Annotated in this window: 24 protein-coding genes; all 24 read right to left on the reverse strand. The window is 46.3% G+C overall.

All coding sequences use genetic code 11. From position 1 onward, the window contains the following. Positions 1-27: 27 nt before the first annotated feature. Positions 28-2,109 (reverse strand): chemotaxis protein CheW, encoded by a 2,082-nt coding sequence (locus AAHF22_RS00885; protein WP_347323080.1) that lies wholly within the window; start codon positions 2,107-2,109, stop codon positions 28-30. Between the two features lie 44 nt (positions 2,110-2,153). Then, positions 2,154-3,590 carry a protein-glutamate methylesterase/protein-glutamine glutaminase gene (locus tag AAHF22_RS00890; protein WP_347323081.1) on the reverse strand — a complete coding sequence of 479 codons (1,437 nt, stop codon included), beginning with the start codon at positions 3,588-3,590 and terminating at the stop codon, positions 2,154-2,156. A gap of 28 nt (positions 3,591-3,618) precedes the next feature. Continuing rightward, positions 3,619-4,515 (reverse strand): MinD/ParA family protein, encoded by an 897-nt coding sequence (locus AAHF22_RS00895; RefSeq protein ID WP_347323082.1) that lies wholly within the window; start codon positions 4,513-4,515, stop codon positions 3,619-3,621. Continuing rightward, positions 4,512-5,873, reverse strand: a complete 1,362-nt coding sequence (gene flhF, locus AAHF22_RS00900; RefSeq protein ID WP_347323083.1) for a flagellar biosynthesis GTPase FlhF — start codon at positions 5,871-5,873, stop codon at positions 4,512-4,514. Before flhF ends, AAHF22_RS00895 begins: the two co-directional genes overlap by 4 nt. Further along, complete coding sequence (gene flhA / locus AAHF22_RS00905; RefSeq protein ID WP_347323084.1) at positions 5,870-7,903, reverse strand: flagellar biosynthesis protein FlhA; 2,034 nt, start codon at positions 7,901-7,903, stop codon at positions 5,870-5,872. The genes flhF and flhA overlap by 4 nt, the downstream gene beginning before the upstream one ends. A 22-nt stretch (positions 7,904-7,925) precedes the next feature. Beyond that, positions 7,926-9,014, reverse strand: coding sequence for a flagellar biosynthesis protein FlhB (gene flhB / locus AAHF22_RS00910; RefSeq protein ID WP_347323085.1), 1,089 nt, complete (start codon positions 9,012-9,014; stop codon positions 7,926-7,928). A gap of 33 nt (positions 9,015-9,047) precedes the next feature. Then, positions 9,048-9,842 carry a flagellar biosynthetic protein FliR gene (gene fliR, locus AAHF22_RS00915; RefSeq protein WP_347323086.1) on the reverse strand — a complete coding sequence of 265 codons (795 nt, stop codon included), beginning with the start codon at positions 9,840-9,842 and terminating at the stop codon, positions 9,048-9,050. An 11-nt stretch (positions 9,843-9,853) separates the two neighbouring features. Continuing rightward, on the reverse strand, positions 9,854-10,123 hold the full coding sequence (fliQ, locus tag AAHF22_RS00920; protein WP_188776666.1) for a flagellar biosynthesis protein FliQ: 270 nt from the start codon (positions 10,121-10,123) through the stop codon (positions 9,854-9,856). Between the two features lie 61 nt (positions 10,124-10,184). Next, the gene (fliP, locus tag AAHF22_RS00925) at positions 10,185-10,952 is read right to left on the reverse strand and encodes a flagellar type III secretion system pore protein FliP (RefSeq protein ID WP_347323087.1); all 768 of its coding nucleotides are present in this window, start codon (positions 10,950-10,952) and stop codon (positions 10,185-10,187) included. Between the two features lie 8 nt (positions 10,953-10,960). Next, complete coding sequence (locus AAHF22_RS00930; protein ID WP_347323088.1) at positions 10,961-11,479, reverse strand: flagellar biosynthetic protein FliO; 519 nt, start codon at positions 11,477-11,479, stop codon at positions 10,961-10,963. Positions 11,480-11,491: 12 nt separating this feature from the next. Then, complete coding sequence (locus AAHF22_RS00935; protein ID WP_347323089.1) at positions 11,492-11,857, reverse strand: response regulator; 366 nt, start codon at positions 11,855-11,857, stop codon at positions 11,492-11,494. A 27-nt stretch (positions 11,858-11,884) separates the two neighbouring features. Then, positions 11,885-13,186: a flagellar motor switch phosphatase FliY gene (gene fliY / locus AAHF22_RS00940; protein WP_347323090.1), complete on the reverse strand. Its 1,302-nt coding sequence runs from the start codon at positions 13,184-13,186 to the stop codon at positions 11,885-11,887. Further along, the gene (gene fliM / locus AAHF22_RS00945; protein WP_347323091.1) at positions 13,176-14,174 is read right to left on the reverse strand and encodes a flagellar motor switch protein FliM; all 999 of its coding nucleotides are present in this window, start codon (positions 14,172-14,174) and stop codon (positions 13,176-13,178) included. Before fliM ends, fliY begins: the two co-directional genes overlap by 11 nt. 55 nt (positions 14,175-14,229) lie before the next feature. Next, positions 14,230-14,715, reverse strand: a complete 486-nt coding sequence (locus AAHF22_RS00950; protein ID WP_347323092.1) for a flagellar basal body-associated FliL family protein — start codon at positions 14,713-14,715, stop codon at positions 14,230-14,232. Beyond that, entirely contained in the window at positions 14,712-14,936 is a 225-nt protein-coding gene (locus AAHF22_RS00955) for a flagellar FlbD family protein (protein WP_188776659.1), read from the reverse strand. Before AAHF22_RS00955 ends, AAHF22_RS00950 begins: the two co-directional genes overlap by 4 nt. A 154-nt stretch (positions 14,937-15,090) precedes the next feature. Continuing rightward, positions 15,091-15,909 carry a flagellar basal body rod protein FlgG gene (gene flgG / locus AAHF22_RS00960; protein ID WP_347323093.1) on the reverse strand — a complete coding sequence of 273 codons (819 nt, stop codon included), beginning with the start codon at positions 15,907-15,909 and terminating at the stop codon, positions 15,091-15,093. A gap of 94 nt (positions 15,910-16,003) precedes the next feature. Then, positions 16,004-16,384 (reverse strand): TIGR02530 family flagellar biosynthesis protein, encoded by a 381-nt coding sequence (locus AAHF22_RS00965; protein WP_347323095.1) that lies wholly within the window; start codon positions 16,382-16,384, stop codon positions 16,004-16,006. After that, the gene (locus AAHF22_RS00970; protein ID WP_347323096.1) at positions 16,381-17,250 is read right to left on the reverse strand and encodes a flagellar hook assembly protein FlgD; all 870 of its coding nucleotides are present in this window, start codon (positions 17,248-17,250) and stop codon (positions 16,381-16,383) included. The genes AAHF22_RS00965 and AAHF22_RS00970 overlap by 4 nt, the downstream gene beginning before the upstream one ends. A gap of 21 nt (positions 17,251-17,271) precedes the next feature. Continuing rightward, positions 17,272-18,675 (reverse strand): flagellar hook-length control protein FliK, encoded by a 1,404-nt coding sequence (locus AAHF22_RS00975; protein WP_347323097.1) that lies wholly within the window; start codon positions 18,673-18,675, stop codon positions 17,272-17,274. Between the two features lie 98 nt (positions 18,676-18,773). Beyond that, on the reverse strand, positions 18,774-19,730 hold the full coding sequence (locus AAHF22_RS00980) for a magnesium transporter MgtE N-terminal domain-containing protein (RefSeq protein WP_347323098.1): 957 nt from the start codon (positions 19,728-19,730) through the stop codon (positions 18,774-18,776). Positions 19,731-19,826: 96 nt separating this feature from the next. Then, entirely contained in the window at positions 19,827-20,270 is a 444-nt protein-coding gene (gene fliJ, locus AAHF22_RS00985; protein WP_347323099.1) for a flagellar export protein FliJ, read from the reverse strand. Between the two features lie 6 nt (positions 20,271-20,276). Continuing rightward, entirely contained in the window at positions 20,277-21,596 is a 1,320-nt protein-coding gene (gene fliI / locus AAHF22_RS00990; RefSeq protein WP_347323100.1) for a flagellar protein export ATPase FliI, read from the reverse strand. Beyond that, on the reverse strand, positions 21,583-22,434 hold the full coding sequence (locus AAHF22_RS00995; protein WP_347323101.1) for a FliH/SctL family protein: 852 nt from the start codon (positions 22,432-22,434) through the stop codon (positions 21,583-21,585). The genes fliI and AAHF22_RS00995 overlap by 14 nt, the downstream gene beginning before the upstream one ends. Further along, positions 22,427-23,437, reverse strand: coding sequence for a flagellar motor switch protein FliG (gene fliG, locus AAHF22_RS01000; protein WP_347323102.1), 1,011 nt, complete (start codon positions 23,435-23,437; stop codon positions 22,427-22,429). Before fliG ends, AAHF22_RS00995 begins: the two co-directional genes overlap by 8 nt. Positions 23,438-23,448: the final 11 nt, after the last annotated feature.

A 23,448-nucleotide genomic window follows, 5' to 3' on the forward strand; every position in this document is an offset into this window, starting at 1 on the left:
TAAATCCTCCTCAATAAATGGACTGCATTATTTAATGAATGCATTCGGGTCAATAATCAAAGCAACCTGACCGTCGCCGAGAATCGTCGCGCCGGAGATGCCCATTGTCTCAGGCAGATAGCTACCCAGACTTTTCAGGACAATCTCGTTTTGCCCGATAAAGTTTTCGACGGCAATCGCTGCCAGCTTGTCACCTTTGCGAATGACAACGATCTCTGTTTCTTCCTCTTCACGCTCATCGAAGTCTGGAACTTCGAATACACGGCTGAGGGAGAGCAGTGGAATATGCGTATCGCGGTAAGGAATCAACTGACTACCATGCAAGTCACGAACCTGTTTCGCTTTGATGATGCCCGTTTCCACAATTGAAGTGAGCGGGATCGCATATTTTTCAGAACCGACACGAATCAGCATCGCAGAGATGATCGACAGCGTGAGTGGCAACTGTACAGAGAATTTGGTGCCTTTACCCAGTTCGGATGATACCATAACATGACCGCCGAGCGAAGTAATTTTGGATTTAACCACATCCAGGCCTACACCGCGTCCGGAAATATCGGAAATAACCTCTGCTGTACTAAAACCTGGAGCAAACAGCAGTTGATACACTTCTTCATCCTTCATCGTGTTAGCGACTTCCTGGCTTACAACGCCATTTTTGAGCGCTTTGCGGAGGATGATATCGCGGTCGATCCCGTTACCATCATCTTCGATTTCGATAAATACGTGGTTCCCGCTATGGAAAGCACTCAGCTTTACCGTACCTGTTTCTTCTTTACCTGCTGCTACACGTTTCGCTACGGATTCGATACCGTGGTCAACCGAGTTGCGCAACAAGTGAACGAGCGGATCGCCAATCTCATCGATAACGGTACGATCCAGCTCTGTTTCCGCACCGGTAATGATCAGTTCAAGCTTTTTATCAAGCGATTTAGCAAGATCTCGTACCATACGAGGGAAACGGTTAAATACGGTATCTACCGGTACCATGCGCAGTTTAAGAACGATGTTTTGCAAATCGCTGCTTACGCGACCCATATGCTCAACTGTATCTGTCAATGCAGGCACTTTCACTTCGCTAGCAAGCTGCTCCAGACGAACACGGTCGATCAGCAATTCGCTAAACAGGTTCATCAGCACATCCAGACGATCAATATCGACGCGAATCGTACGTGAAGGTGCTGGTGTAGGTGCTTTCGTTGGCGCTGCTTTTGCAGCCGGTGCTGCGGTTTCCGTTTTAACGGCAGTTGCCGTCGGAGCAGCAACTGGCGCTGCTTCTACTACAGGTGCAGCGATAGACTGTGGCTCTTTGGAGCTAACCATTTCTTTCAGAGAGCTTGGATCCAGCATCGTTACTTTTACGCTCTCAATTTCGGAAATGCTTGTGACCATCGGCTCCAGCTCAGCAGCATCCTTTTGTGTAACATAGTACAGCGAGAAGTTGCGGTCAAACTTATCTTGCTCAATATCCTGTGTGGATGGCTCGGATTTGATCACGTCACCATAGCGTTCCAGCAGATCGAATACCATGTAGGCACGAACCGCTTTGAGCTGACAATCTTCGCGGATTGCAATTTCCATGTACAATGCTTGATGACCCGCAGACAGAGACTGCTCGATCACCGATTGTTGAAATTCGTCCAATTCAATACTTGTCGCACTAGCAACGCCTACTGTTGTAGCAGGCGCTACTGCGCTAGCTGTAGCTGCTGGCGCGTCTGAAGGCATTTCTCCACGTACAATCGCCTGTAATGATTCAACAATCGCTGTAACGTCTGCTTTACCTTCGCCGCCTTGCGTAATATCTTGAACCATCGATTCCAGCGCATCCAGACCTTTAAACAGCGTGTCGAAAATAAATTCCTGCATCGCGAGCTTTTCGTTACGCACTAAATCCAGTACATTTTCCATCTGGTGCGTCAGTGCCGCCAGATCTTCAAATCCCATTGTTGCCGCCATACCTTTAAGTGTATGCGCTGAACGGAAAATAATTTGTACAATGCCTAGATCCGTTGGATTGCTTTCCAGTTCTAGCATTTTTTCATTTAACGACTGCAGATGATCGTTCGACTCATCAATAAACATGGCCAAGTATTGATTCATGTCCATCGTGAGACACCTCCTCCATAAAATAACATAGTCCTTGTTGTAAGCTATCTAACGATTTGTACAAGTTTTGGCGCAATTTCAGGTAATGGCAGGAGGTGATTGACACATCCAAGCTCTACAGCCGAGCGCGGCATCCCGTAAACTACACATGTATCTTCGCTTTCGGCAAAGGTAGGGATTACACCGCTATCGTATAAATTTTTCATTTCCCGTGCGCCATCACTTCCCATACCGGTCATGATCACCGCATAGCGCTGTAGATCATTGAACGGGCGGATTGAGGCGAAAAGTGTATCCACTGAAGGACGATGTCCATTACGTGGAGGTTCCTGCGTCAATTGCAGGCGGTAACCGCCCTGACTTTTGGCGACAGTCATGTGATAGCCCCCTGGTGCGATGTACGCAGTACCGGGTTGCAACGGTATACCGTGTTCGCCTTCCACCACATTGATCTGACTCAGACTGTTTAAACGCTGTGCCAGTGAACGGGTGAAATTAGGTGGCATATGCTGCACGATGACGATAGGTGCCGGAAAATTAGCCGGGATTTGTTCTAAAAAGCTTTTGAGTGCTCGCGGCCCACCTGTAGAGCATCCAACAGCAACCAGCTTACTAATCGCAGTAACCGGACGATCCATATGCCCCGTGTTTGCAACCGGTGGTGTTGGTACAGGTGACGCAGATAGTTCAGGACGTGCTGCTGAAGCGGCTGGCGGCTTGATTGATGGCGCTTTAGGCTGTTTCAGTAGGTCTGCCGGAGCAGGTGGACGAACCGGTGCTCGTTCTTTACTGCTGGCAGGCATTGGGCGTGCAGTTGTTGCTGACGTATCCAGCTTTGCCTTTTTGATATCCCCGTTCTTTACCGGATGACTTACGCGTCCGCTGAGCGAGGAAGGCGGTATCGTTGGTTTCACAGCTGGTCGACTAGCAGGTGAAGCCGGTGGCGCTACAGATGGTGTAGGCTTTGCTGGAGGCGTTTGTGCCACAGGTTGTGATGACGGCATATCCGGTTCAACAGACGGAGCCTGCTTCGGCTCGGCGGTCACAGGCCGTTGTTCACTACGCTTGCGGCGGCGCTCCAGCACCTGCATCGCTGTATGAAGCTGTCTGAGCAACTGTTGTCCCACTTCGTCGATATCCTGGGCGTTGCTCACGGAAGGCTTACGGATAAAATCAAACGCTCCATTTTCAAGCGCCATGATCGTTTCACGCATGCCCTGTTCATTGATGCCAGACAGCATAATGACTGGGAGCGGGCGTTGAGACATAATAATTTTCAGTGCCTCAAGCCCGTTCATTTCTGGCATTTCTACATCCATCGTAACCGCGTCAGGCTTTAGCTCCACCACTTTGCGGGTAGCTTCCAAACCGTTGCTTGCTGTATCGATGACCTGAAATGCCGGATCTGCCTCGATCAGGTCCGAGACAATTTTTCTCATGAATGGGGAGTCGTCTACAACCAGCACTTTATAAGTTGCCATAACAATAGCACCTCTGTTCCTTACAGAATCATTTAGTACGCCGCATCCATTTTTGTATAAATCCCTTGATTCCTGATAAGGTACCCTCCTGGCGTATATCTGGCGAAGCCACATATTGCATAGCCAGGTGTTGGATATCTTTAGCAGCATGACATCCAGGAGCATTGATTGAAAAAGGAACTTGCTTTTTGACGGACTGGCTTACGTGTGCATCGTCGCTTACAAAACCTAGCATCGGAATGTCCAGATCGAGAAACCGACTGGTGACGAGTCTGATTTTGTCGGCAGTCTGTACTGCCTCTCGCTGGCTTTCCGCACGATTCACAACCAGTTTGAAGGCTGTTGTATCCTCCAATCCGTGCACAACCTTGATCAGTGCGTATGCATCTGTAATCGCTGTAGGCTCTGGCGTCGTTACAACGATGCATTCGTCTGATGACATGATAAATTGCAATGTTTCTTTTGACAGTCCTGCTCCCGTATCAAACAGGATATAATCCATATCGGCAGCAATTTTTTGAATTTGAGTAGTAAAGTAAACTAAATCCTCTTCAGACAGTGAAAATAGCGAGCTTAGGCCCGATCCTCCGGCAATATAGGGTAGAGAACCGGCTCCTTTTTCAATGATCTCACCGATCTCTTTTTCACCGCTGAGCAGGTGGGACAAATTGTACTGTGAACGAACGCCCATCAATACATCGATATTGGCCATCCCAATATCCGCATCAAACACAAGTACACGTCGTCCCAGACGTTGCAGAGCCAGCGCGAAATTCAATGTGAAATTGGATTTGCCGACCCCGCCTTTGCCACTTGTCACTGCAATGAACTTGGCGCCTCCATGCTCGCCATCTTGAGGACGAGATTGTAGCGCTCTGGCTTTGTCAGACATCAAATTGCGTAACGATTGGGCTTGATCCATCATGGCAATATCTCTCCAAGCAGTACATTTGCTAAAAAGTCCGGACTTGGCATCAACAGATCATCCGGTACATTTTGGCCATTGGTCATATACGAAAGACGCAACGGATGCTCCTGTAGCAGATTGAACATCGCGCCATAGCTTCCAGTTTCGTCGGCTTTTGTAAAGATTACTTTGTCCAGTGGATATTTGCTGAAATGGTTCGTAATGATACGCATATCTTCCGTTTTGGACGTTAGGGCAAGCACCAGATACGTTTCGCTTTGCTCCATTGGAGCTAGCAGGCTTTGCAACTCCGATACGAGCAGCTCATTACGATAGTTGCGTCCAGCCGTATCCATCAAAATAAGATCGCAATCAGACAGTCGTTGCAGCGACCGCTGCAAATCACCCGGCGATTGCACAACTTCAAGTGGCACGCCCAAGATGGAAGCATACGTCCGAAGCTGCTCTACAGCGGAAATTCGATACGTATCTGAGGTGATGAAACCAACCTTACGTTTGTATTTGAACAACTGCTCTGCCGCTAACTTGGCAATCGTTGTTGTTTTACCCACTCCAGTTGGACCGGCGATATACACGATCTTCGTCGATACATCGATGCCCCCGCCGATGCGTTTGGCCGTAAAATGCTCGATCTGTGTCTTCATCGCTCGTTTGGCTTTCTGTAAGGTCATTTCAGCCACTCCAGCAGAGTCTTGCATAATTTGTCCTGTCCAGGTTTCAACGAGGCTCTGATCGACGCCCTGAGCCTTCAAATGAGCTTGCAATTGCTGAAGCGCCTCTGGCAAATCCGCAAGTTGCTTTTCACGGGTCAATTCCGCCATCATCTGCTTCATTTGACGTAGCTCTTCAAACAGCTTCGCTTCGCTCATTTGTTCCTCGCTATGTGTCTCGACAAAGCGAGCGGCAAGTTGCTGTACCGTCGTTGGCTCATTCCCTTCGGGCTTTTGCACTAATGGGGACATCGGTACAGCGGACTCCGCATTTCGTACAGCAGGTGGCGGAGCTACCGGTTCATCAGCATCATCGTTATTTAGCGCCTGACGCATCGACTCGGCAAAGGCCTGACTCGATTTGCGATAGGCATCCGGTACGACGCGTTTTGGAACCGGCGCGCTCGGAACACTCTGTACGGGAGCTGGCTCCGTGCGTGCAGATGCAGCAGGGGCGGGTGCCTCTGCTGTCTGCTCTTTTTCTACAGCTGCAATCACTTCGATTTTCTTTTTCTGGAACAAGCCCAGGAACCCGCCGGTCTTCAGCTCTTTGGTACTCAAAATGACAGCATCACTTCCAAGATCCGTGCGAATTTTGAGCATGGCGTCGGGCATTGTGTCTACAATATAGCGTTTGACTCTCATAAGTTCACCACTCCGACACTCTGAATTTCAACGTTAGGTTCCAGCTCACTGTACGATAGCACCGGAATATCCTGCATGGTACGCTCAATCAGCTGGCGCAAATACATACGGATCGCTGGTGACGTCAGCACGATAGGCTGTTGTCCCATTTGCAGGAGACGATTCACCTGCTCGTTGATTTTCTGATACATCGATTGCGTGGAAACCGGGTCCAGCGCAAGGTAGGTGCCCTGCTCTGATTGCTGAATACTCTCGGCAATTTTCTTTTCCAGATTAGGTCCGACCGTAATCACTCGTAGTGTTTCTCCCTGACTAGTAAATTGCTGCGTAATCTGACGGGAAAGCGCCTGACGAACATATTCGGTCAATACATCTGGATCTTTGGTGTAAGTACCATAATCAGCGAGAGTTTCAAAAATGGTTACCATGTCGCGAATCGAAATCTTCTCTTTCAGAAGTTTGACAAGCACCTTCTGGATATCACCGATCGACAATACCGAAGGAATAAGCTCATCAACCAGTACAGGGTAGTTCTCACGCAGGTTGTCGATAAGAGAACGCGTTTCCTGACGTCCTAGCAGCTCATGAGAGTGCTTTTTAATCAGCTCTGTTAGATGTGTAGCTACAACGGATGGCGGATCAACAACGGTGTAACCCGATAGTTCCGCACGCTCCTTCGTAATTTCGTCAATCCATAGTGCTGGAAGACCAAAAGCTGGTTCTAAAGTCTCTATACCCGTTATAGAGTCATCTTCAAACCCAGGACTCATGGCCAGGTAGTGATTTAGTAATAATTCACCACCACCGACGATATTTCCTTTAATTTTAATCACATATTCATTTGGTTTTAACTGGATATTATCGCGAATGCGAATGACAGGGACCACAAGTCCTAATTCAAGCGCACATTGTCTGCGAATCATAATGATTCGATCCAGCAAATCACCGCCCTGCTGAGTATCCGCAAGTGGAATAAGCCCATATCCAAATTCAAATTCAATCGGATCGATTTGCAATAAATTAATAACACTTTCTGGACTTCGTACTTCTTCGATCTGCTGTTCTTCGACCTGTTGCTCGGCCTCGACTACCTTTTGATTCAAATTCGCCTGCATTTTACGCGCTGCAAAGACGAGCAAAATCGCTAATGGGAACGTCGTAATGAAGTGAATTGGTGTGAATAGACCAAGTAAGGTGATCACACCAGCAACAATATACAGCAGGGTAGGATAAGAAAAGAGCTGGTTTGTAATATCATCAGCCAGGTTGCCTTCTGATGACGCACGCGTTACGATCAAACCTGCTGCTGTCGAAATGAGCAGTGCTGGAATCTGACTTACCAGACCATCACCGATGGTCAGCACGGAATACGTAGACAGTGCCTCAGTGAATGCCATTCCATGAATCGCTATCCCGATAATGAATCCACCGATCAGATTGATCAGGAGGATAATAATGCCTGCAATAGCATCCCCTTTAACGAACTTACTCGCACCATCCATCGCTCCATAAAAATCCGCTTCACGCTCGATCTTGCTGCGACGCTCGCGGGCTTGCTGCTCATTGATCATGCCGGCATTCAAATCGGCATCGATACTCATCTGTTTACCAGGCATCGCATCAAGTGTAAAACGAGCGCCAACTTCTGCTACCCGCTCCGAACCTTTTGTAATAACGATAAACTGGACGACGACCAGAATCAGGAAGACGATAAAGCCGACCGCAATCTGACCGCCGGCAATCCAGCTACCAAAAGTTGCTACAACCGAACCAGCATTAGCCTGTCCTAAAATCAATTTGGTTGTGGAAATATTGAGCGCCAGACGGAACAATGTTGTAATGAGCAACATTGCCGGAAAGATAGAAAATTCCAGCGCTTCTTTCGTATTCATCGCAATCAGCAAAATAATCATTGCCAGCGAGATATTAACAATGAGTAAAACATCAAGCAACCATGTTGGGATCGGAAGAATCATCATCATAATAATTCCAATGACGCCTACAAGGACAACCAAATCTTTTTTCTTCAATGTTATTCAGCCCTCCGATCCCTTACTTCGTTTTCCCTTTGACCTTGTATACATAAGCTAACACCTCGGCTACCGCCTGAAACAGATCGGTCGGAATGGAATCTCCGATTTCTGCTCTGGCAAACAATGCCCGGGCCAGCGGCTTGTTTTCCATAATGACGACCCGGTGCTGCTTAGCGATTTCCCGAATGCGAAGCGCTGTGTAATCTTGCCCTTTTGCCACCACCTGCGGGGCAGCCATTTCACTGTTATCATACTTGAGCGCTACCGCAAAGTGCGTCGGGTTCGTAATAATGACATCCGCTTTAGGCACATCTTGCATCATCCGCTGCATCGCCATACGACGTTGCCGTTCGCGGATTTTACCTTTGATCAGCGGGTCACCCTCCATGTTTTTATACTCGTCTTTAATGTCCTGCTTGGACATTCTCAAGCTTTTGTTATGCTCATAGCGCTGATACATATAATCCAGAATAGCTAGAATGAACATAGCCACTCCAACTTTGAGTCCAAGACTAACCGTCAGTCCGCCTGCATAGTGCAAAATCGATTCAGCTGACATATAGGCCATTTTGGAAATTTCATGACTTGCACCTTGCAGTGTTGTATAAACCAAATAACCAATAACTGACATTTTTAAAATCGATTTTAGCAACTCAACGATCGAGCGCATCGATAAAATATTTTTAGCACCTTTAATCGGGTCAAGTTTACTTAGCTGAGGCATAAGCGGCTTGCCTGTAAGCAAAAAACCGATTTGCATATAGTTGGTAATGATGCCAAGCAACACAATAGTTACAAAAAACGGAGCTACTAATATTAATATTTGCATTGCATATTGCCCTAGCATTTGCATCACATTCGCTACCGTCACATCGGTAGACATTCGGTGTAAGAAAGTATCCGTGAATAGCCAGCTAATACGCTTCATAAAAAAGTCATTAAAGATCATCAAGCATCCAATACTGCCCAACAAAATGGCTGCGCCTGGTATATCCATACTTTTGGCGACCTGGCCTTCTTTACGGGAATCATTGCGTTTTTTAGGTGTTGCTTCTTCAGTCTTCTCACCTGCGAATAACTGAAGATTCAATTTCAAACGAAATGCCACTGTTCACGGACTCCTTTCCACCAGAATCGGTCATCATGACGCTGGACGCTTGCCCAGCACCTGAAGCAGCCCTTGCATCGCTTGAAACATTTGCTCAAACAAATGTTCAAAAATAAAGGCGAAGCTTGGTGTTAATAGCATAAGTACAAAAAGACCTACAATAATCTTTACCGGTACACCAATAACAAAAATGTTAAACTGTGGTGCACTACGTGCGAGAAAACCTAAGCCTACATCGGTCAGAAACGTAGCTACTACAATAGGAGCTGACATCTGAAAGGCAATGAGAAACGAGTTAGTGAATGTTCGAATTAAAAATTCACTGAGCGATCCATTCACCATCTGACTCACAATATCGCTATTCATCGGCACCCAGTCATAGCTATATAGTACAGACTGTAATAAATAATGATGACCATTCATACTAAGAAAGATAAGCATCGCAAACATATATTTGAAGTTACCAATAACCGGAACAGAAGCACCTGTCATCGGGTCAAATACAGACGCGATCCCAAGACCAATCTGAATATCCATAAATGAACCTGCAATCTGGATCACCATAAACATTAAATAGGCGATATATCCAAGGAGCAGACCGATCAATATTTCTCTAAATACCATTAATACATAAATGTCCGTACCATCAGGAATTTTGATGGTCGTTCCTTTGATCAGATAAATCAGCAAAGAGATAAAAGCCGCAATGCCAATTTTAAACTGATTTGGCACCCCTCTGGAAGAAAAGATGGGTGAAACTACAAAAAAAGCGGTCATTCGACAAAAAATTAACAAAAAAACAGGAAAGCTTTGTAGTAATGTCTCCATAAGCCATCAGCCTAACCGATGTATTTGTACAGATTACCAAGAATATCAGCCGTGTAATCGACCATGACGGTTAAGATCCACGGACCGAAGAGCAGCAGCGCAAGCATGACAGCTACGATTTTTGGCACAAAGGCAAGAGTTTGCTCTTGAATCTGAGTCGTCGCCTGAAAAATACTAACCAGCAAACCGACTACAAGCCCAAGAATCAGCATCGGTGCGCTCACTTTTAAAACGGTATATACCGCTTGTCCTGCCATACCGATGATAAACTCCGAACTCATAATTAACCTCCCTTTTTACAGGCAAATTGTGAAGGCGCAGATTCATAAATGAAGAGCTGCGCTAATTGAAACTGACCAGCAATGACTTGACGATGAGGTACCAGCCATCCACTAACACAAACAATAATATTTTAAATGGAAGTGAAATCATAACCGGCGGTAACATCATCATCCCCATTGCCATCAATACACTGGCAACGACGATATCGATAACGAGAAACGGTATAAAAATCATAAAGCCCATCTGGAACGCTGTTTTCAGCTCACTGATCGCATAAGAAGGAACCATAACTGTAAGCGGAATATCCTGTACATTCGAAGGCTTCGGTGTACCTGTGTATTCCAGAAAAAGCAATAAGTCCTTTTCGCGAGTATGCTTGAACATAAATTCCTTGATCGGCTTCTCCGCAGCCTGCAATGCCTGCATCTGAGTCATATTTCCTTTCAGGTAAGGCTGCAAGGCAGTCTGATTCATTTGCGACAGCGTAGGCGACATAATGAATAAGGTTAAAAATAAAGCCAGCCCTACCAGTACCTGATTGGGAGGCATCTGGTTAGTCCCAAGTGAAGTCCGGACAAAGCTGAGCACAATCACAATACGTGTAAAACTGGTCATAAGAACCATAAAAGCTGGCGCTATACTAATAATGGTAATAAGCAGCAAAATCGATAGCGAGCTTGTTGCTCCACCACCGGATGAGCCATTATCATTACCGATCTGAATATCAATATTTGGTATCGGATCGGCGGTTGCTGCAAATACCGGATGCACCGACAGCACACTGACAGCAAACAGCAGCATAAGAGATAAAATCATTTTTATTTTCATGAATCCCTCTACCGATCTGTAGAATCTTCCTCCTTCAACAGCTGCTCCATCTTCTCCCGTCGATTTGGAATTTCCCGAAGCTTGCTTTCAAACACTTCCTGAAAAGCGTCTGTATCGCGTAGCTCCTCTTCTTCAATTTTGGATTTGGGACGTAGCTTACTGCTGAGTTTGGAGATCAGCGGAGTGAAAAAGTTTTCCTGCTCCGCCGACTCGGATTGAAAAGACTGAATAACCATCATCGCTTCATCAGGATCAGAAATTTTATCAACGAGCGTAATATCATCTCCGACACCGATCAAATATAACGTATTGCCTATTTCAATCACTTGTAATGATTTATTAGGTCCCAGCGCCATACCACCTATAGTACGAATGGCACGTCTGGACAACCATGATTGATTTTTACGACCAAGGAACCGAAGTAACAAAATAATAAGGGCTATTATTACAGCCAAGACGATTATAACCCAAACAAGGTTTAGGATATAACCGCCTGTTCCTCCCATTGTGGCTGTTTCACCTGACATGGGAATATTCTCCTATACGCCCAGCGTTTTGCTGATTGCTTCGATAACACGATCCGCTTGGAAAGGTTTTACGATGAAATCTTTGGCACCTGCCTGAATGGCATCAATAACCATCGCCTGCTGGCCCATTGCGGAACACATAATAACTTTCGCTCCGCCATCGAGCTTTTTGATTTCTTTCAGAGCGGCGATACCGTCCATCTCAGGCATCGTGATGTCCATAGTGACCAAATCAGGGCGAAGCTCTTTGAATTTTTCTACTGCTTGAGCTCCATCTTGAGCTTCTCCTACTACTTCATATCCGTTCTTGGTCAGAATATCCCGGATCATCATTCTCATAAAAGCTGCATCATCCACGATAAGAATACGGTTTGCCATTGATTTAAAATCCTCCCTAAGTGATCTTTATTGTATTTTTTGAATTCGGTCCCACTGGCTGACGATATCCGTTACGCGAACACCAAAGTTTTCATCGATAACAACTACTTCACCTTTGGCAATCAGTTTGTTGTTGACCAGAATGTCTACCGGTTCGCCTGCCAATTTGTCCAGTTCAATAATTGCGCCCTGGGACAATTCGAGGATATCCTTAATTTGCTTTTGGGTCCTTCCTAATTCTACGGTGACTTTAAGTGGTATGTCCATCAATAAGTTCAAATTATTTTCATCCAGGTTCGGCGCAGTACCTGCACCAAAGTTGGCGAATTGAACAGGTTGGACATTCACTTCACGTCCTGCCGGCGCACCATAATGCTGTGGTGGCTGCGAAGGCATGTTGTAACCATAGCCTGGTGGAGGATACGGATACTGTTGCTGGTACGGCGGATAAGGCTGCTCAGGAGCACCGTACGGAGGTTGTTGACCGTATGGTGGCATTCCTTGAGGCGGCATCATTGGTGGCATTGCAGGCTGTTCAGGCGCCTGCTGAGCCGGTGGTTGTTGTACCGGCGGTGCCGTTGCTGCTGGAGGCGTAGCTGCCGGCGCACTGGCAGCTGGTGCTTCAGGAGCACTTTCTTCCGCACCGTTGATCAAAATATCGACCATATACTTTGCAAACTCAACCGTAAGCAACTGCATAATCGTCGAATCGATCAGATCACCGATCAGGAGACGGAACGAAATTTTGATCAGCGTCTCTTCCGGAGGCAACATACTCACACCCTGGTCATTGCTAACATCCAGAATATCAATACCTGGAGGCGAGATGTTAACGAAACGATTGAAGATGGTCGACATCGATGTTGCTGAAGAACCCATCATCTGGTTCATCGCTTCCTGAACAGCACTGATATGAATTTCGTTCAATTCCTCATCCTTCGGATCACCCGCCCCGCCAAGCATCAGATCGGCGATGATTTGAGCATCACGTGTCTGAATGACGAGAGAGTTAATTCCTTGAAAGCCATCCACATACTCAACGTGTACAGCAACATGAGGTTTTGGGAATTCATGTTCAAACTCCGAGCGTGTCACAATACCAACACGTGGAGTTGTAATATCTACCTTTTGTCCTAGCAAAGTGGACAACGCCGTTGCCGCACTACCGAAAGTGATATTACCGATTTCGCCGAGTGCATCTTGCTCCAGCGGCGTCAGAAAATCGTCAACCGTCTGGCGTGCGGAGGTGGCGGAACCACTATCCTCACCTGACGACTGTTTAAGCAAAGCATCAATTTCTTCCTGTGACAAATAATCTTTACTCGTCAAGTCCTTCCACTCCTTCACTGACGATTTCGTTAATCTGAATGGCTACTCGATCCTTGACCGTACCTGGACTGCCATAGAACTTGAGCTGATTGCCTATTTTAATAGAGAGATCCTGCTGAATCGGTTTATTGAGTGAAATCACATCGCCGACCGACAGGCTGAGAAACTCTTGAATCGACAGCCCGGATTCTCCTAACTCCGCAATCACTGGAAGTTGAGCGCGATGTACACGTTGCTTTAGCGCTTCAACTTCTTCCACGGCTGGCTCTTTTTTCTGCGAGAAAAAGAGATGGTTAGCAGACAGCTTGCTCATAATCGGTTCAATAACTACATGCGGGATACAAAGGTTAATCATCCCTGTTGTATCACCGATTTTCGTACTGAGCGAGATCAGGGCGATGGTTTCGTTTGGAGATACAAGCGACATAAATTGCGGATTGGTCTCCAACGCTTCCATACGCGGCGAAAGATCAATGACCGTTTTCCATGCTTCTTGCAAACTTTCAAAAGTACGGCTGAATACACGTTCAATGATCGTCGTTTCAATCTCGGTCAGTGCGTTAATTTTGGAAGGTGCGATTCCAGTTCCTCCCAACATACGATCCAGCATAGCGAACGCGATGTTAGGATGAACTTCGAGTACCATTCTTCCTTCAAGCGGCTCTGCTTCAAAAATGTTCAATATCGTCATTTTCGGAATGGAGCGTATAAACTCATCATAAGGCAATTGTTCCACTTGCACGACACTAATCTGTACAAATGTACGTAACTGCGCGGAAAAGTAAGTCGTTAAGTAACGAGCAAAGTTTTCATGAATCCGAGTTAAGCTTCGGATATGATCTTTGGAAAAGCGAACGGCACGCTTAAAGTCATAAATTCTGACCTTTTTCTCGCTTTCCTCTTTTTTGAGTTCCTCTGCATCCATTTCGCCGGAGGAAAGTGCTGCTAAAAGGGCATCAATCTCTCCCTGGGATAATACATCTACCATAATCTCACCCCCTTGCGATCTAAAAAGATTAGGTTTTAACTTCATTTGTAATGGATTAGAGTGGGCTCACAATCTTGTTAGATACTTGAACATCGACAACTTTACCGCTTTCTTCTGGCAGTGAGCTATTGATAAGCTTCATCAACTTCGCATCCAGTTGCTCGATACCTTCTGCACTCTGAATATCTTCAGGCTTTGTATCCGCAAGTGTTCTAATAATGATCGGCGTCACTTTCAAATCTTTGATCAGATCAAAGTTTGCTTTGGCATCTTTGTCTGCCAGTTGGAAAGAGAAGCTCATTTTGACTACGTAAGACGGATCAGCCATATTGGTTGTAAGGTCGGTGATGTCAGAGGATACTTCCGCAATTTCAGAAGCACTCATACTTGCAATCTTTGCTTTTTCGGCCGCCGCGGCTTCGGCTGCTGTCATCGGTTGCTTGTTACCTAATAGATTCCCGAAAATCAGAAAATAGGCAACAACCCCGATAAGTCCCACTGCGAGCACCCCGCTGATAATCCAGGGTAATAACTTTTTCATTCCAATTCCTCCATATGTTGCACCTTAATCGTTCCTGTAAGAGTGCCTATGCTTTTATTATACTCACGAATCAGGTTCGTCACTTGCTCTGCTTTTTCAAGCACAATCAAGCGTTTGCCTGTCGTTAAGGTAATATACGTGTCTGGCGTTTCTTCCACCATTTCTATCAGCAGGGCGTTAAGCCACATGGGAGAACCATTTAGCCGCGTGACCGGGATCATCAATACCCCTCCTCGAATGTCTGTCTATACTATTTATGATGCGTTATGATGCGCTTGTTTCCAGTCCAAGTAGCATATCGTGCACAGCATATTGTAGCCATGACTGCCAAACAGAGGGAGTAAGAACAACTCTCCCTCTATGGCTTAGTCTATCTTAACGTTTCAGGCTGAGCAGCTCTTGCAAAATATCGTCAGACGTTGTAATGATACGAGAGTTCGCCTGGAAACCACGCTGTGCAACGATCATTTCTGTAAACTCATCTGTCAGGTCGACGTTCGACATTTCCAGCTGTCCAGCAACGATGGAGCCTGTTCCAGCTGTTGCATCACCAGGAGCTACAAGACCACCAAGATCACCGTCTGGTACAGCATTCGGTGTTACACGGTACAAGCTACCCCCGATTTTCTCCAAACCTGCAGGGTTAACCACTTTAGCGACACCAATCGTTTGTCCTGCTGCTGTAGTACCATCAGCATTTGTTACGAGCATTGTACCATTCGCTTGAATACTAAATGAAACGGCTGTATCAGGCACTGTAATTTGTGTTCCATCCGTGTCAACTACAAACCCACCATCTGAAGTCACCAGATTTCGAGCAGAGTCAACATGAAAATCGCCAGCACGAGTAAGATAAGGAACCTCTTGATCCGCAGATAGTTTAACGGCGAAGAATCCATCACCATCAATACGAAGGTCAGTCGGATTATTTGTTGTTTGCGCACTACCTGCCAAATGCATTGTATCAATCGACGATACGCGACTACCCAGACCTACTTGCTGTGCATTCACCCCACCACTTGTATCAGAAGGAGCAGTTACCCCTTTAGTCGTTTGGCTCAAAATATCCTGAAACATAACGCGAGATTTCTTAAACCCTACCGTATTAACGTTCGCAATGTTGTTACCGATAACGTCCAACTTGGTTTGAAAGCCTTTCATACCCGCGACACCGGAATACATGGATCTTAACATGAATAATTTCCTCCTAATGGATGCATAATTATAGGTTGAACTGCTTCAGTCGGTCGGCAGTTCACTGGCTCCCCGTTTCAGGTCCGGCCAGTAATCAAAGAATGACGGCGCTATCTATCTGTGTAAATACATTGTCCTTCATCGAGTTGCCATCCATGGCGGTCACGACGGTCCTATTCGGTACGTTAACGATCAAAGCGACATTATTTTGCATTAGAATCAGTGAATCTTTAGAGCCTTTCGCTGCTGCCTTATCAATCGCTTGATTCAGGCTAGTCATCTGCTCTTTGCTAAACTGGATTCCTCTTTGCTCCAAACGCTTGGAAGCATGATTGCTAAACTTTAATAAGTTTTGATCAAGAATAGCTTTGAATTCATTGCCCTGTGTAGCTGTTGCCTGGTTATTAGGCCGTCCGAGCAAGCCTGAATTCAGCTTGGAAGGATAAAGCTGGCCTACTTGAATCGGGCCATTCATGATGCATTCTCCCCGGAAGTTGAAGCTGCACTAGAGCTGGTAGTCGATGTGGAGCTATCCGAGCTGTCCGTAGTCTCTGTTGATGTTTTGCTGCCTGTTGCTGTTGCGGCAGGAGCAGCTGTGCTTTCGTTTGTTGTACCATTATTGGAGGCACTGTTTCCCGTCGTTGCTGTGGAAGCAGGTTCCGAAGATTTATTTTCCGTAGCCGCTGATGTGCTAGCTGTATCGGATGTGGATGTGTTGCCTGTACTTGTTGAAGCTGGTGTTTCTGTCGACGCAGCTGGTGTAGTCGTGCTACCTGTCGTTGGTGTTGCGGTTGATGCAGCCGGTGTCGTCGTGGATGCAGCTGGTGTTGTGCTGCTCGTTGCAGGCGTCTCACTTGCAGCTGTTGTCGCTCCACTTGTTGTACCCGGTTCTACTTTAGTGATCAGGGAGAGTGGAATAGCATCTTCGCCTACTTGCGCGTACAACACTTTATTTTTCAAAATAATCGATTCCGCTTTACCAGATTCATAGGTTGACGAAATAGTTGCTCCGGTTTTTGGATCGGTCTTTTCATTAAGCCATGTGATTTTTTTACCAATCAATTCGGAAGCGCCGCCGAGCGATGTGTCCATCGAACCCTGCATCTTATCCATTTTATCGTTAATGCTAATCAACTGCTCTACCGAGGAGAACTGCGCCATCTGAGCGACAAACTGTGCATTATCCATCGGAGCCGTAGGGTCCTGATTTTTCAGCTGTGCGACGAGGATCGATAGGAACTGATCTTTACCGAGATCCTTTTTCTTTGAAGCTGCTGCGGCCTGCACATTACTTGTAGAATAGTTTGGCCACGTATTCGATGTTGAAATTAAGTCTGGCAATTGATTTCACCTCCATCCGAATTAAGCTTTTGCTACATACGTACTGCCGTAATTCATCATATTAGCGGCTCCTGTAACGCCAGTCGTACGCTGTTCATCACGCCATTCTTTCAACTCGCCGCCAATCTCAGCCGTTAACATCGCATCATCCGATTGCTCATCTTTTGATTTAGAACGACGCCCAGATTGTTGTTGGCCTGCATTCGATTCAAAGCCCTGACCTCCATGATACATATCGGAGAATGCGCCTGAACTTTGAGCAACTTCAAGTTTATCGACTTGAAGACCTTGCGCTTGAAGTGCAGTACGAAGCTGAGCCATTTGCTGCTCCAGTGCATCTTTCGCACCGTGTTTTTCCGTAATAAACTGTGCCAGAAGCTGTCCATCTTGAATGGAGATTTTCACGTCCACCTGACCGAGATGCTCCGGGTTTAAAATAATACGCGCTTCAGACAAGCCACCCAATTGATGGATATCGAACTTGCTAACGATAAATTTGCTCATCTCATTCGGGAAATTTTGCATTGGAACCGTGGCCACTGGAGGCTGTGCTGGTGTCAACGAAGTCGCCTGCGCTCGCATAGCCAGTTGTCCCGCAGTAACGACTCCGGTTGGTTGTTGCTGATCCGCTGTCGCATCAATCGAAGTTTCCTGTGTAGAGCTAGCAGCTACGGTTGCAGTTTCTGCTGATTTGGAATCCGTTTGTACACTAATCTGAGCAGGCTGATTACCTTGTTGATTCTTTTGATCATTACCAGAAGAAGTCGCTGCGCCCTCTCCCCCTGCTTTGTGCAAAATGCTTTGCAGATTGTTTAGCAGTTGTTCAAGCTTAGGATCAGGTTGCTGATTGCCGGTCTGAATCGCTTGCAGCTTCTCTACTACTTGCGATACAGCATCTGCTACAGCAAAGCGAAGTGTATCTGTATGCTGTGCAAGTGCGGGCAAGGATGCCGTTAATGCCTGCTGAGAACCAGCCTCCGCTCCCTCTTGCGTATCGCCAGATGCATGATTGCCGTCAAGTACTTGTTGCACTTGAACGAGCCATGTTTGCAAAGATTGTACTAGCGTGGGATCATTCATAATGGAAGCATCCATGTCCTGCAACTTTTTGAGCAGATCATCGAGCAGCTTATCCACTTTTTGAACTTTCGCATCGCCGTTACCTTCACCGTTCACTTCTTTGTCGCCAGACATTAACGATTGCAGCATTTCGAGTAAGGAGGCGGCACTGCCCATCAGCCCTGCCATACCCTGTCCTTCTGTTGCACCTGCGCTAGAACCTGCTGTAGCTCCTGTGCCATTCATCGCATACGTTAGCGTCTGCGTAAAACCTGTGCCTGTGTTTCCGGTACTTGCTGTACCCGTCCCACCCATCAACTTTGCAACTGGAGTTGAACTTGAATTCGTTTGAACTATCATACTCATCTATTATCACCTCCTTGAAGCAAAAATTGTATGAGAAGGAGTTCCTGAGTATTGCATTTACGATAAGAGTAGGAAATAATTCCGATCACCCCACTGAATTAGTTGCCCATTAAGCGGTTCACGATTTGAGCCGTTGCTGCTGGGTCCTGTGTAGACATTGCTGATAAGATTCCTGCTCTTGTTGTATCGTCCAAGCTGTTCAATATTTGAAGCACTTTCGTTTGACTCGTTTTGGATGTTTGAAGCAATAAGCTTGCTGCGCTAGACGCTGGCATTGTCGTAAAGGTCTGTGCCATCGCTTCGGAATCAAGCTTCGTACCCGTTGTCGGCGTACTTTTTTGATTGCTTGCTGTTTTCACTTGCAGCGCCGCCAGACTTGCAGCTGTCGCATTTTTAAGAGCCATTGACGTCTCAGCAGCTACTTTAGGGTCCATTTTCTGCAAAATACCAGCTTGACTTTCCGAGTTCATTTTGCTAAATATGAGCACCTGTTCATCTGTGGTCATGTTTTGCATAATCGAAGCTGCTTTAGATGAACTCATATCAGAGTACACATTAGCCAGGTTTTTCAATTGCTTGTCCTGTTCCGTTTGCACGGTAGGACTGCCTGTGTTGGTCGTACTCGTTCCGTTTGTTGTCGTGCCTGTTGTACCGTTTCCGGTTGTACCTGCACCGCTTGTTCCAGCTGTATTGTCTGCACCAGACTTAGTATTCAGTTGATCCTGCAACGTTTTGATTTGCGTCGCTTGCTCTGAATTTTTCTGCTGTGCATCCGTTAGCTGTTGCTTCAACTGATCCACTGTAGCCGCTGTACTTTCCGCCTGATTGGTGGCCGGATTCGCACTACTAGTATTATCGGCAGATGGCACGAAATTTTTCACTATAGGAATTTTATCAAGTGTACTGAACATCGTATTACGCAAATTGGAATTAAATAACATGATCATTGCGCCGACCAGTACTAATGTGAATAGAATGGGAGTGGCAATAACGAGGAAGCGTCCAAGACCTCCGCCTTCCTTTTCCACTTCCAAATCCATTGTTTTCTTCGCCACGGTAAACCTCCTTGAGCCCGCATGTTCCACTGTGACCGCTCTTTTGTCAGGAAATACTTCCTACTCTGCATGACAATATCGTCACAGTTCGGGGATTTATCTCGATTGCATCGCAAATCGAACGGTTGCCATCTCATCCAGCGCGTTTTGCTCGCGAAGCATGTACTCATGCATAAATTTAGTTTTAGCTTTATCCTTCGCTTGAAGCCATACTTTTTCATCGACCATTTTCTCGGTTAAATGAAGCTTTTTATGATCTACATTTAATTGAGCTTTACGTACATCAGCAATTTTTCTAGCAATCGCCTGATCCAGATAAACAACATAGCGCTGAAGATTTTGCAATTCCATAGCAGGTGCAGATTGTTCGGTAGCTTTATTGATCGCTTCCAGCGTTCGGTTCTGATCTTCCAGTAACTGATCGAGGGATTGTTCTTCAGCTTGCAATTCACCCAGCGCGGAGGAAAGCAGCCACTCGGCCTGGTTTTTTGCGCTTGATTTAATATCGACAACTTTTTGGAAGTTATACTGGAAATTCATAATTTATCAGCTCCTCGCAAATTCGGAAATCATCTGCTCTTGCGCATCGTGCAGCGTTGTCTTCTCATCTACTTTTTGTTTAGTAAAGTTCCACACATCCCTAATTCGTGAAATGGCTTCATCAATATCAGGGCTAGATCCTTGCTGATACGCACCGATATTGATCAAATCCTCTGATTCCTTATACACGGACATCAGGCGCTTCATATTGTTAGCTGCATCGTTGAGATCATCGTCGACAATGTCCTTCATAACCCGACTAATGCTTGCCAGTACATCGATAGCTGGAAATTGTCCTTTGTTCGCAATGGAACGATTCAGCACAATATGACCATCCAATATCCCCCGTACAGCATCGGCAATCGGTTCATTCATATCGTCACCATCAACGAGTACGGTATAAAAGGCTGTAATCGAACCAGCTGGTCCAGTACCTGCCCGTTCAAGCAGCTTAGGCAATCCGGCAAATACAGAAGGCGTATACCCTCTCATCGCTGGTGGTTCGCCAATCGCAAGTCCTACCTCACGCTGTGCCATCGCATAACGGGTTACCGAGTCCATCATGAACATCACATTCATGCCACGATCGCGAAAATATTCTGCAATCGTCGTAGCAATGAGCGCGCCCTTAATGCGAATCAACGCTGGCTGGTCTGATGTAGCTACAATAACAACGGAACGCTGTAATCCTTCCGGACCGAGATCTCGTTCAATAAAATCTCGTACTTCGCGTCCCCGCTCTCCAATGAGAGCAATCACGTTCACATCGGCTTCGGTGTTGCGGGCAATCATGCCCATCAATGTACTTTTACCAACACCGGAACCGGCGAAGATACCGACACGCTGTCCTTTACCAATCGTGAGCAGCCCATCGATCGCTCGTACGCCTACGCTCATTGGGTCCTGAACTCGTGGTCTGGTCATTGGATTTGGCGGTGAATTGAAGGTGGAATAATGATTCATCCGAGCTGGAAGCACCGAGCCATCCAGCGGCTGTCCTAACCCATCAAGCACCTTTCCAAGCAACTCCGAACCAACCTGTACAGTGAGTGGTTTGCCTGTTCCAACAACATCACAACCTGGTCCGATCGATTGAAGCTCTCCAAGTGGCATCAGCAATACTTTATTATCACGGAAGCCGACAACTTCAGCTCGCAATGGATCAAATCCTTTGGTCGGATAAATGTAACAAACGTCTCCGATGCTCGCATCCGGTCCTTCTGACTCGACCATCAAACCGATAACCTGTGTGACTTTACCATTTATCCGTACCGGATCAAGCTGCTTCAGATAATCCAGATAACGGCTCGCATCAAGTTCCTGCATTGCCATTCCCCCGCTCTTCATCGTGAAGTGCTACACGTAGCAGCTCTTTTTTCAGTTCAGCCAACTGCGTATCGACTCGTGCATCCACACTACCAAAAGCAGAGCGAATTACGCAGCCACGATCACGGACGGTAGCGTCAGGCAAAATTTGTAGCTCTGCCTGTGAATCAATCGACAGTACCAGTTCTTCGCGTGCTGCATGGATAAAATCAAATTGTGAAGGACTTACGCAAAGTGTAATTACACCTTGCTCGCGTTTACGTAGCAGCGTTTTCTTAATGAGCGTCATTACCAGTTCTGGCTGCTCACCAAGCTCTTTATCGATCACTTTTTCAGCGATCCCACAGCTCAAATCAACTAAAAACGGCTCTGCCTCCTGTATAATCTGCTCCTTCGCTTCATATGCTTGTGTCAGAACCGTTTGTGCTTCTTCCATCATTTCCTGAATACGCTCTTGCATCTCTTGCTCTGCACGCAATCGTCCTTCTTCAAAACCTTCTTGAAAAGCTTCCGCCTTGACGGCTTCCACCAGATGCTCATCTTGATCACGGCGCTCCTGCCACCATGTACTAATCATTTCCTGGGCATTTTGCAGCATTCGCTCCGCTTCTTCAGCTGCCTCGCGCACTTGCCGCTCCGCAAACTCTTTCGCATCAGCAAGCATCTGTTCTTTCAAGAAAACCGTTTGTTCATCAACTCTAGGTTGATCGTATACCATATGCGGGATATGCTCGGACGTTGCTCCCAGATCGGTCGCTTTAAAATATTCCTTGCCAAGATCCAGCTTTTTTAAAATTTCGACCGGAATGTACTGGGATGATTTTATCAAATTAGACAATAATATCATCTCCTCCGCCACGGGCTATAATAATCTCTCCGGATTCTTCAAGTCTGCGGATAATGCCTACGATACGGCTTTGAGCTTCTTCAACATCTTTAAGTCGTACAGGTCCCATAAATTCCATTTCTTCCTTGAATGTATCGGCCATACGCTTGGACATATTCGTAAATACCGCTTCCCGTACATCTTCGCTTGCCACTTTGAGAGCAAGTTGCAAATCGGCATTTTCCACATCGCGGATAATACGCTGAATCGAACGATTGTCGATATTGACGATATCCTCGAAGACGAACATACGCTTTTTGATTTCTTCTGCCAGTTCCGGGTCCTGAATTTCCAGGGAATCCAAAATGGTACGCTCGGTACCGCGGTCGACACCGTTCAAAATTTGAACGATCGATTCGATACCGCCAGCATTTGTATAATCTTGCGTCACAGTTGAAGAAAGCTTCTGTTCCAGCACCCGCTCCACTTGAGCGATAATTTCTGGTGAAGTGCTGTCCATTACGGCAACTCTACGTGCTACCTCTGCCTGTTTTTCCTGCGGCAAAGAGGATAAAATAACCGCTGCCTGTTCAAACTGTAAGTAAGACAGGACGAGAGCGATCGTTTGTGGATTTTCATTCTGGATAAAGTTCAAAATTTGACTTGGGTCAGCCTTGCGTGCAAAGTCAAATGGTCTTACCTGTAATGTGGCTGTCAGACGATTGATAACTTCCATTGCTTTCGATTCGCCCAGCGCTTTTTCCAAAATTTCTTTAGCGTAGTTAATACCGCCTTGAGAAATGTATTCCTGTGCCAGACAAATCTGATGAAACTCGGAAACGACGGAGTCTTTATCAGAGCTATCTACTTTACGCACGTTGGCGATTTCCAAAGTAAGCTGCTCGATTTCTTCATCGCGCAAATGCTTAAAGATCTGTGCAGATACTTCAGGGCCGAGTGAAATGAGCAAGATGGCCGCTTTTTGACGTCCGTTCAGTACAGCTCCCTTTGCCAAACCTATTCACC

The organism is Paenibacillus wenxiniae, assembly GCF_039822605.1.
Classification (GTDB): Bacteria; Bacillota; Bacilli; order Paenibacillales; family Paenibacillaceae; genus Saccharibacillus; species Saccharibacillus wenxiniae.

Bases quoted from the DNA above. Each gene is read 5' to 3' on its own strand.
- AAHF22_RS00885 (WP_347323080.1), bottom strand. From the start codon at position 2,109: ATGGACATGAATCAATACTTGGCCATGTTTATTGATGAGTCGAACGAT.
- AAHF22_RS00890 (WP_347323081.1), bottom strand. From the start codon at position 3,590: ATGGCAACTTATAAAGTGCTGGTTGTAGACGACTCCCCATTCATGAGA.
- AAHF22_RS00895 (WP_347323082.1), bottom strand. From the start codon at position 4,515: ATGATGGATCAAGCCCAATCGTTACGCAATTTGATGTCTGACAAAGCC.
- flhF (WP_347323083.1), bottom strand. From the start codon at position 5,873: ATGAGAGTCAAACGCTATATTGTAGACACAATGCCCGACGCCATGCTC.
- fliR (WP_347323086.1), bottom strand. From the start codon at position 9,842: ATGGAGACATTACTACAAAGCTTTCCTGTTTTTTTGTTAATTTTTTGT.
- fliQ (WP_188776666.1), bottom strand. From the start codon at position 10,123: ATGAGTTCGGAGTTTATCATCGGTATGGCAGGACAAGCGGTATATACC.
- fliP (WP_347323087.1), bottom strand. From the start codon at position 10,952: ATGAAAATAAAAATGATTTTATCTCTTATGCTGCTGTTTGCTGTCAGT.
- AAHF22_RS00930 (WP_347323088.1), bottom strand. From the start codon at position 11,479: ATGTCAGGTGAAACAGCCACAATGGGAGGAACAGGCGGTTATATCCTA.
- AAHF22_RS00935 (WP_347323089.1), bottom strand. From the start codon at position 11,857: ATGGCAAACCGTATTCTTATCGTGGATGATGCAGCTTTTATGAGAATG.
- fliM (WP_347323091.1), bottom strand. From the start codon at position 14,174: ATGGTAGATGTATTATCCCAGGGAGAGATTGATGCCCTTTTAGCAGCA.
- AAHF22_RS00950 (WP_347323092.1), bottom strand. From the start codon at position 14,715: ATGAAAAAGTTATTACCCTGGATTATCAGCGGGGTGCTCGCAGTGGGA.
- AAHF22_RS00955 (WP_188776659.1), bottom strand. From the start codon at position 14,936: ATGATCCCGGTCACGCGGCTAAATGGTTCTCCCATGTGGCTTAACGCC.
- flgG (WP_347323093.1), bottom strand. From the start codon at position 15,909: ATGTTAAGATCCATGTATTCCGGTGTCGCGGGTATGAAAGGCTTTCAA.
- AAHF22_RS00965 (WP_347323095.1), bottom strand. From the start codon at position 16,384: ATGAATGGCCCGATTCAAGTAGGCCAGCTTTATCCTTCCAAGCTGAAT.
- AAHF22_RS00975 (WP_347323097.1), bottom strand. From the start codon at position 18,675: ATGAGTATGATAGTTCAAACGAATTCAAGTTCAACTCCAGTTGCAAAG.
- fliJ (WP_347323099.1), bottom strand. From the start codon at position 20,270: ATGAATTTCCAGTATAACTTCCAAAAAGTTGTCGATATTAAATCAAGC.
- fliI (WP_347323100.1), bottom strand. From the start codon at position 21,596: ATGCAGGAACTTGATGCGAGCCGTTATCTGGATTATCTGAAGCAGCTT.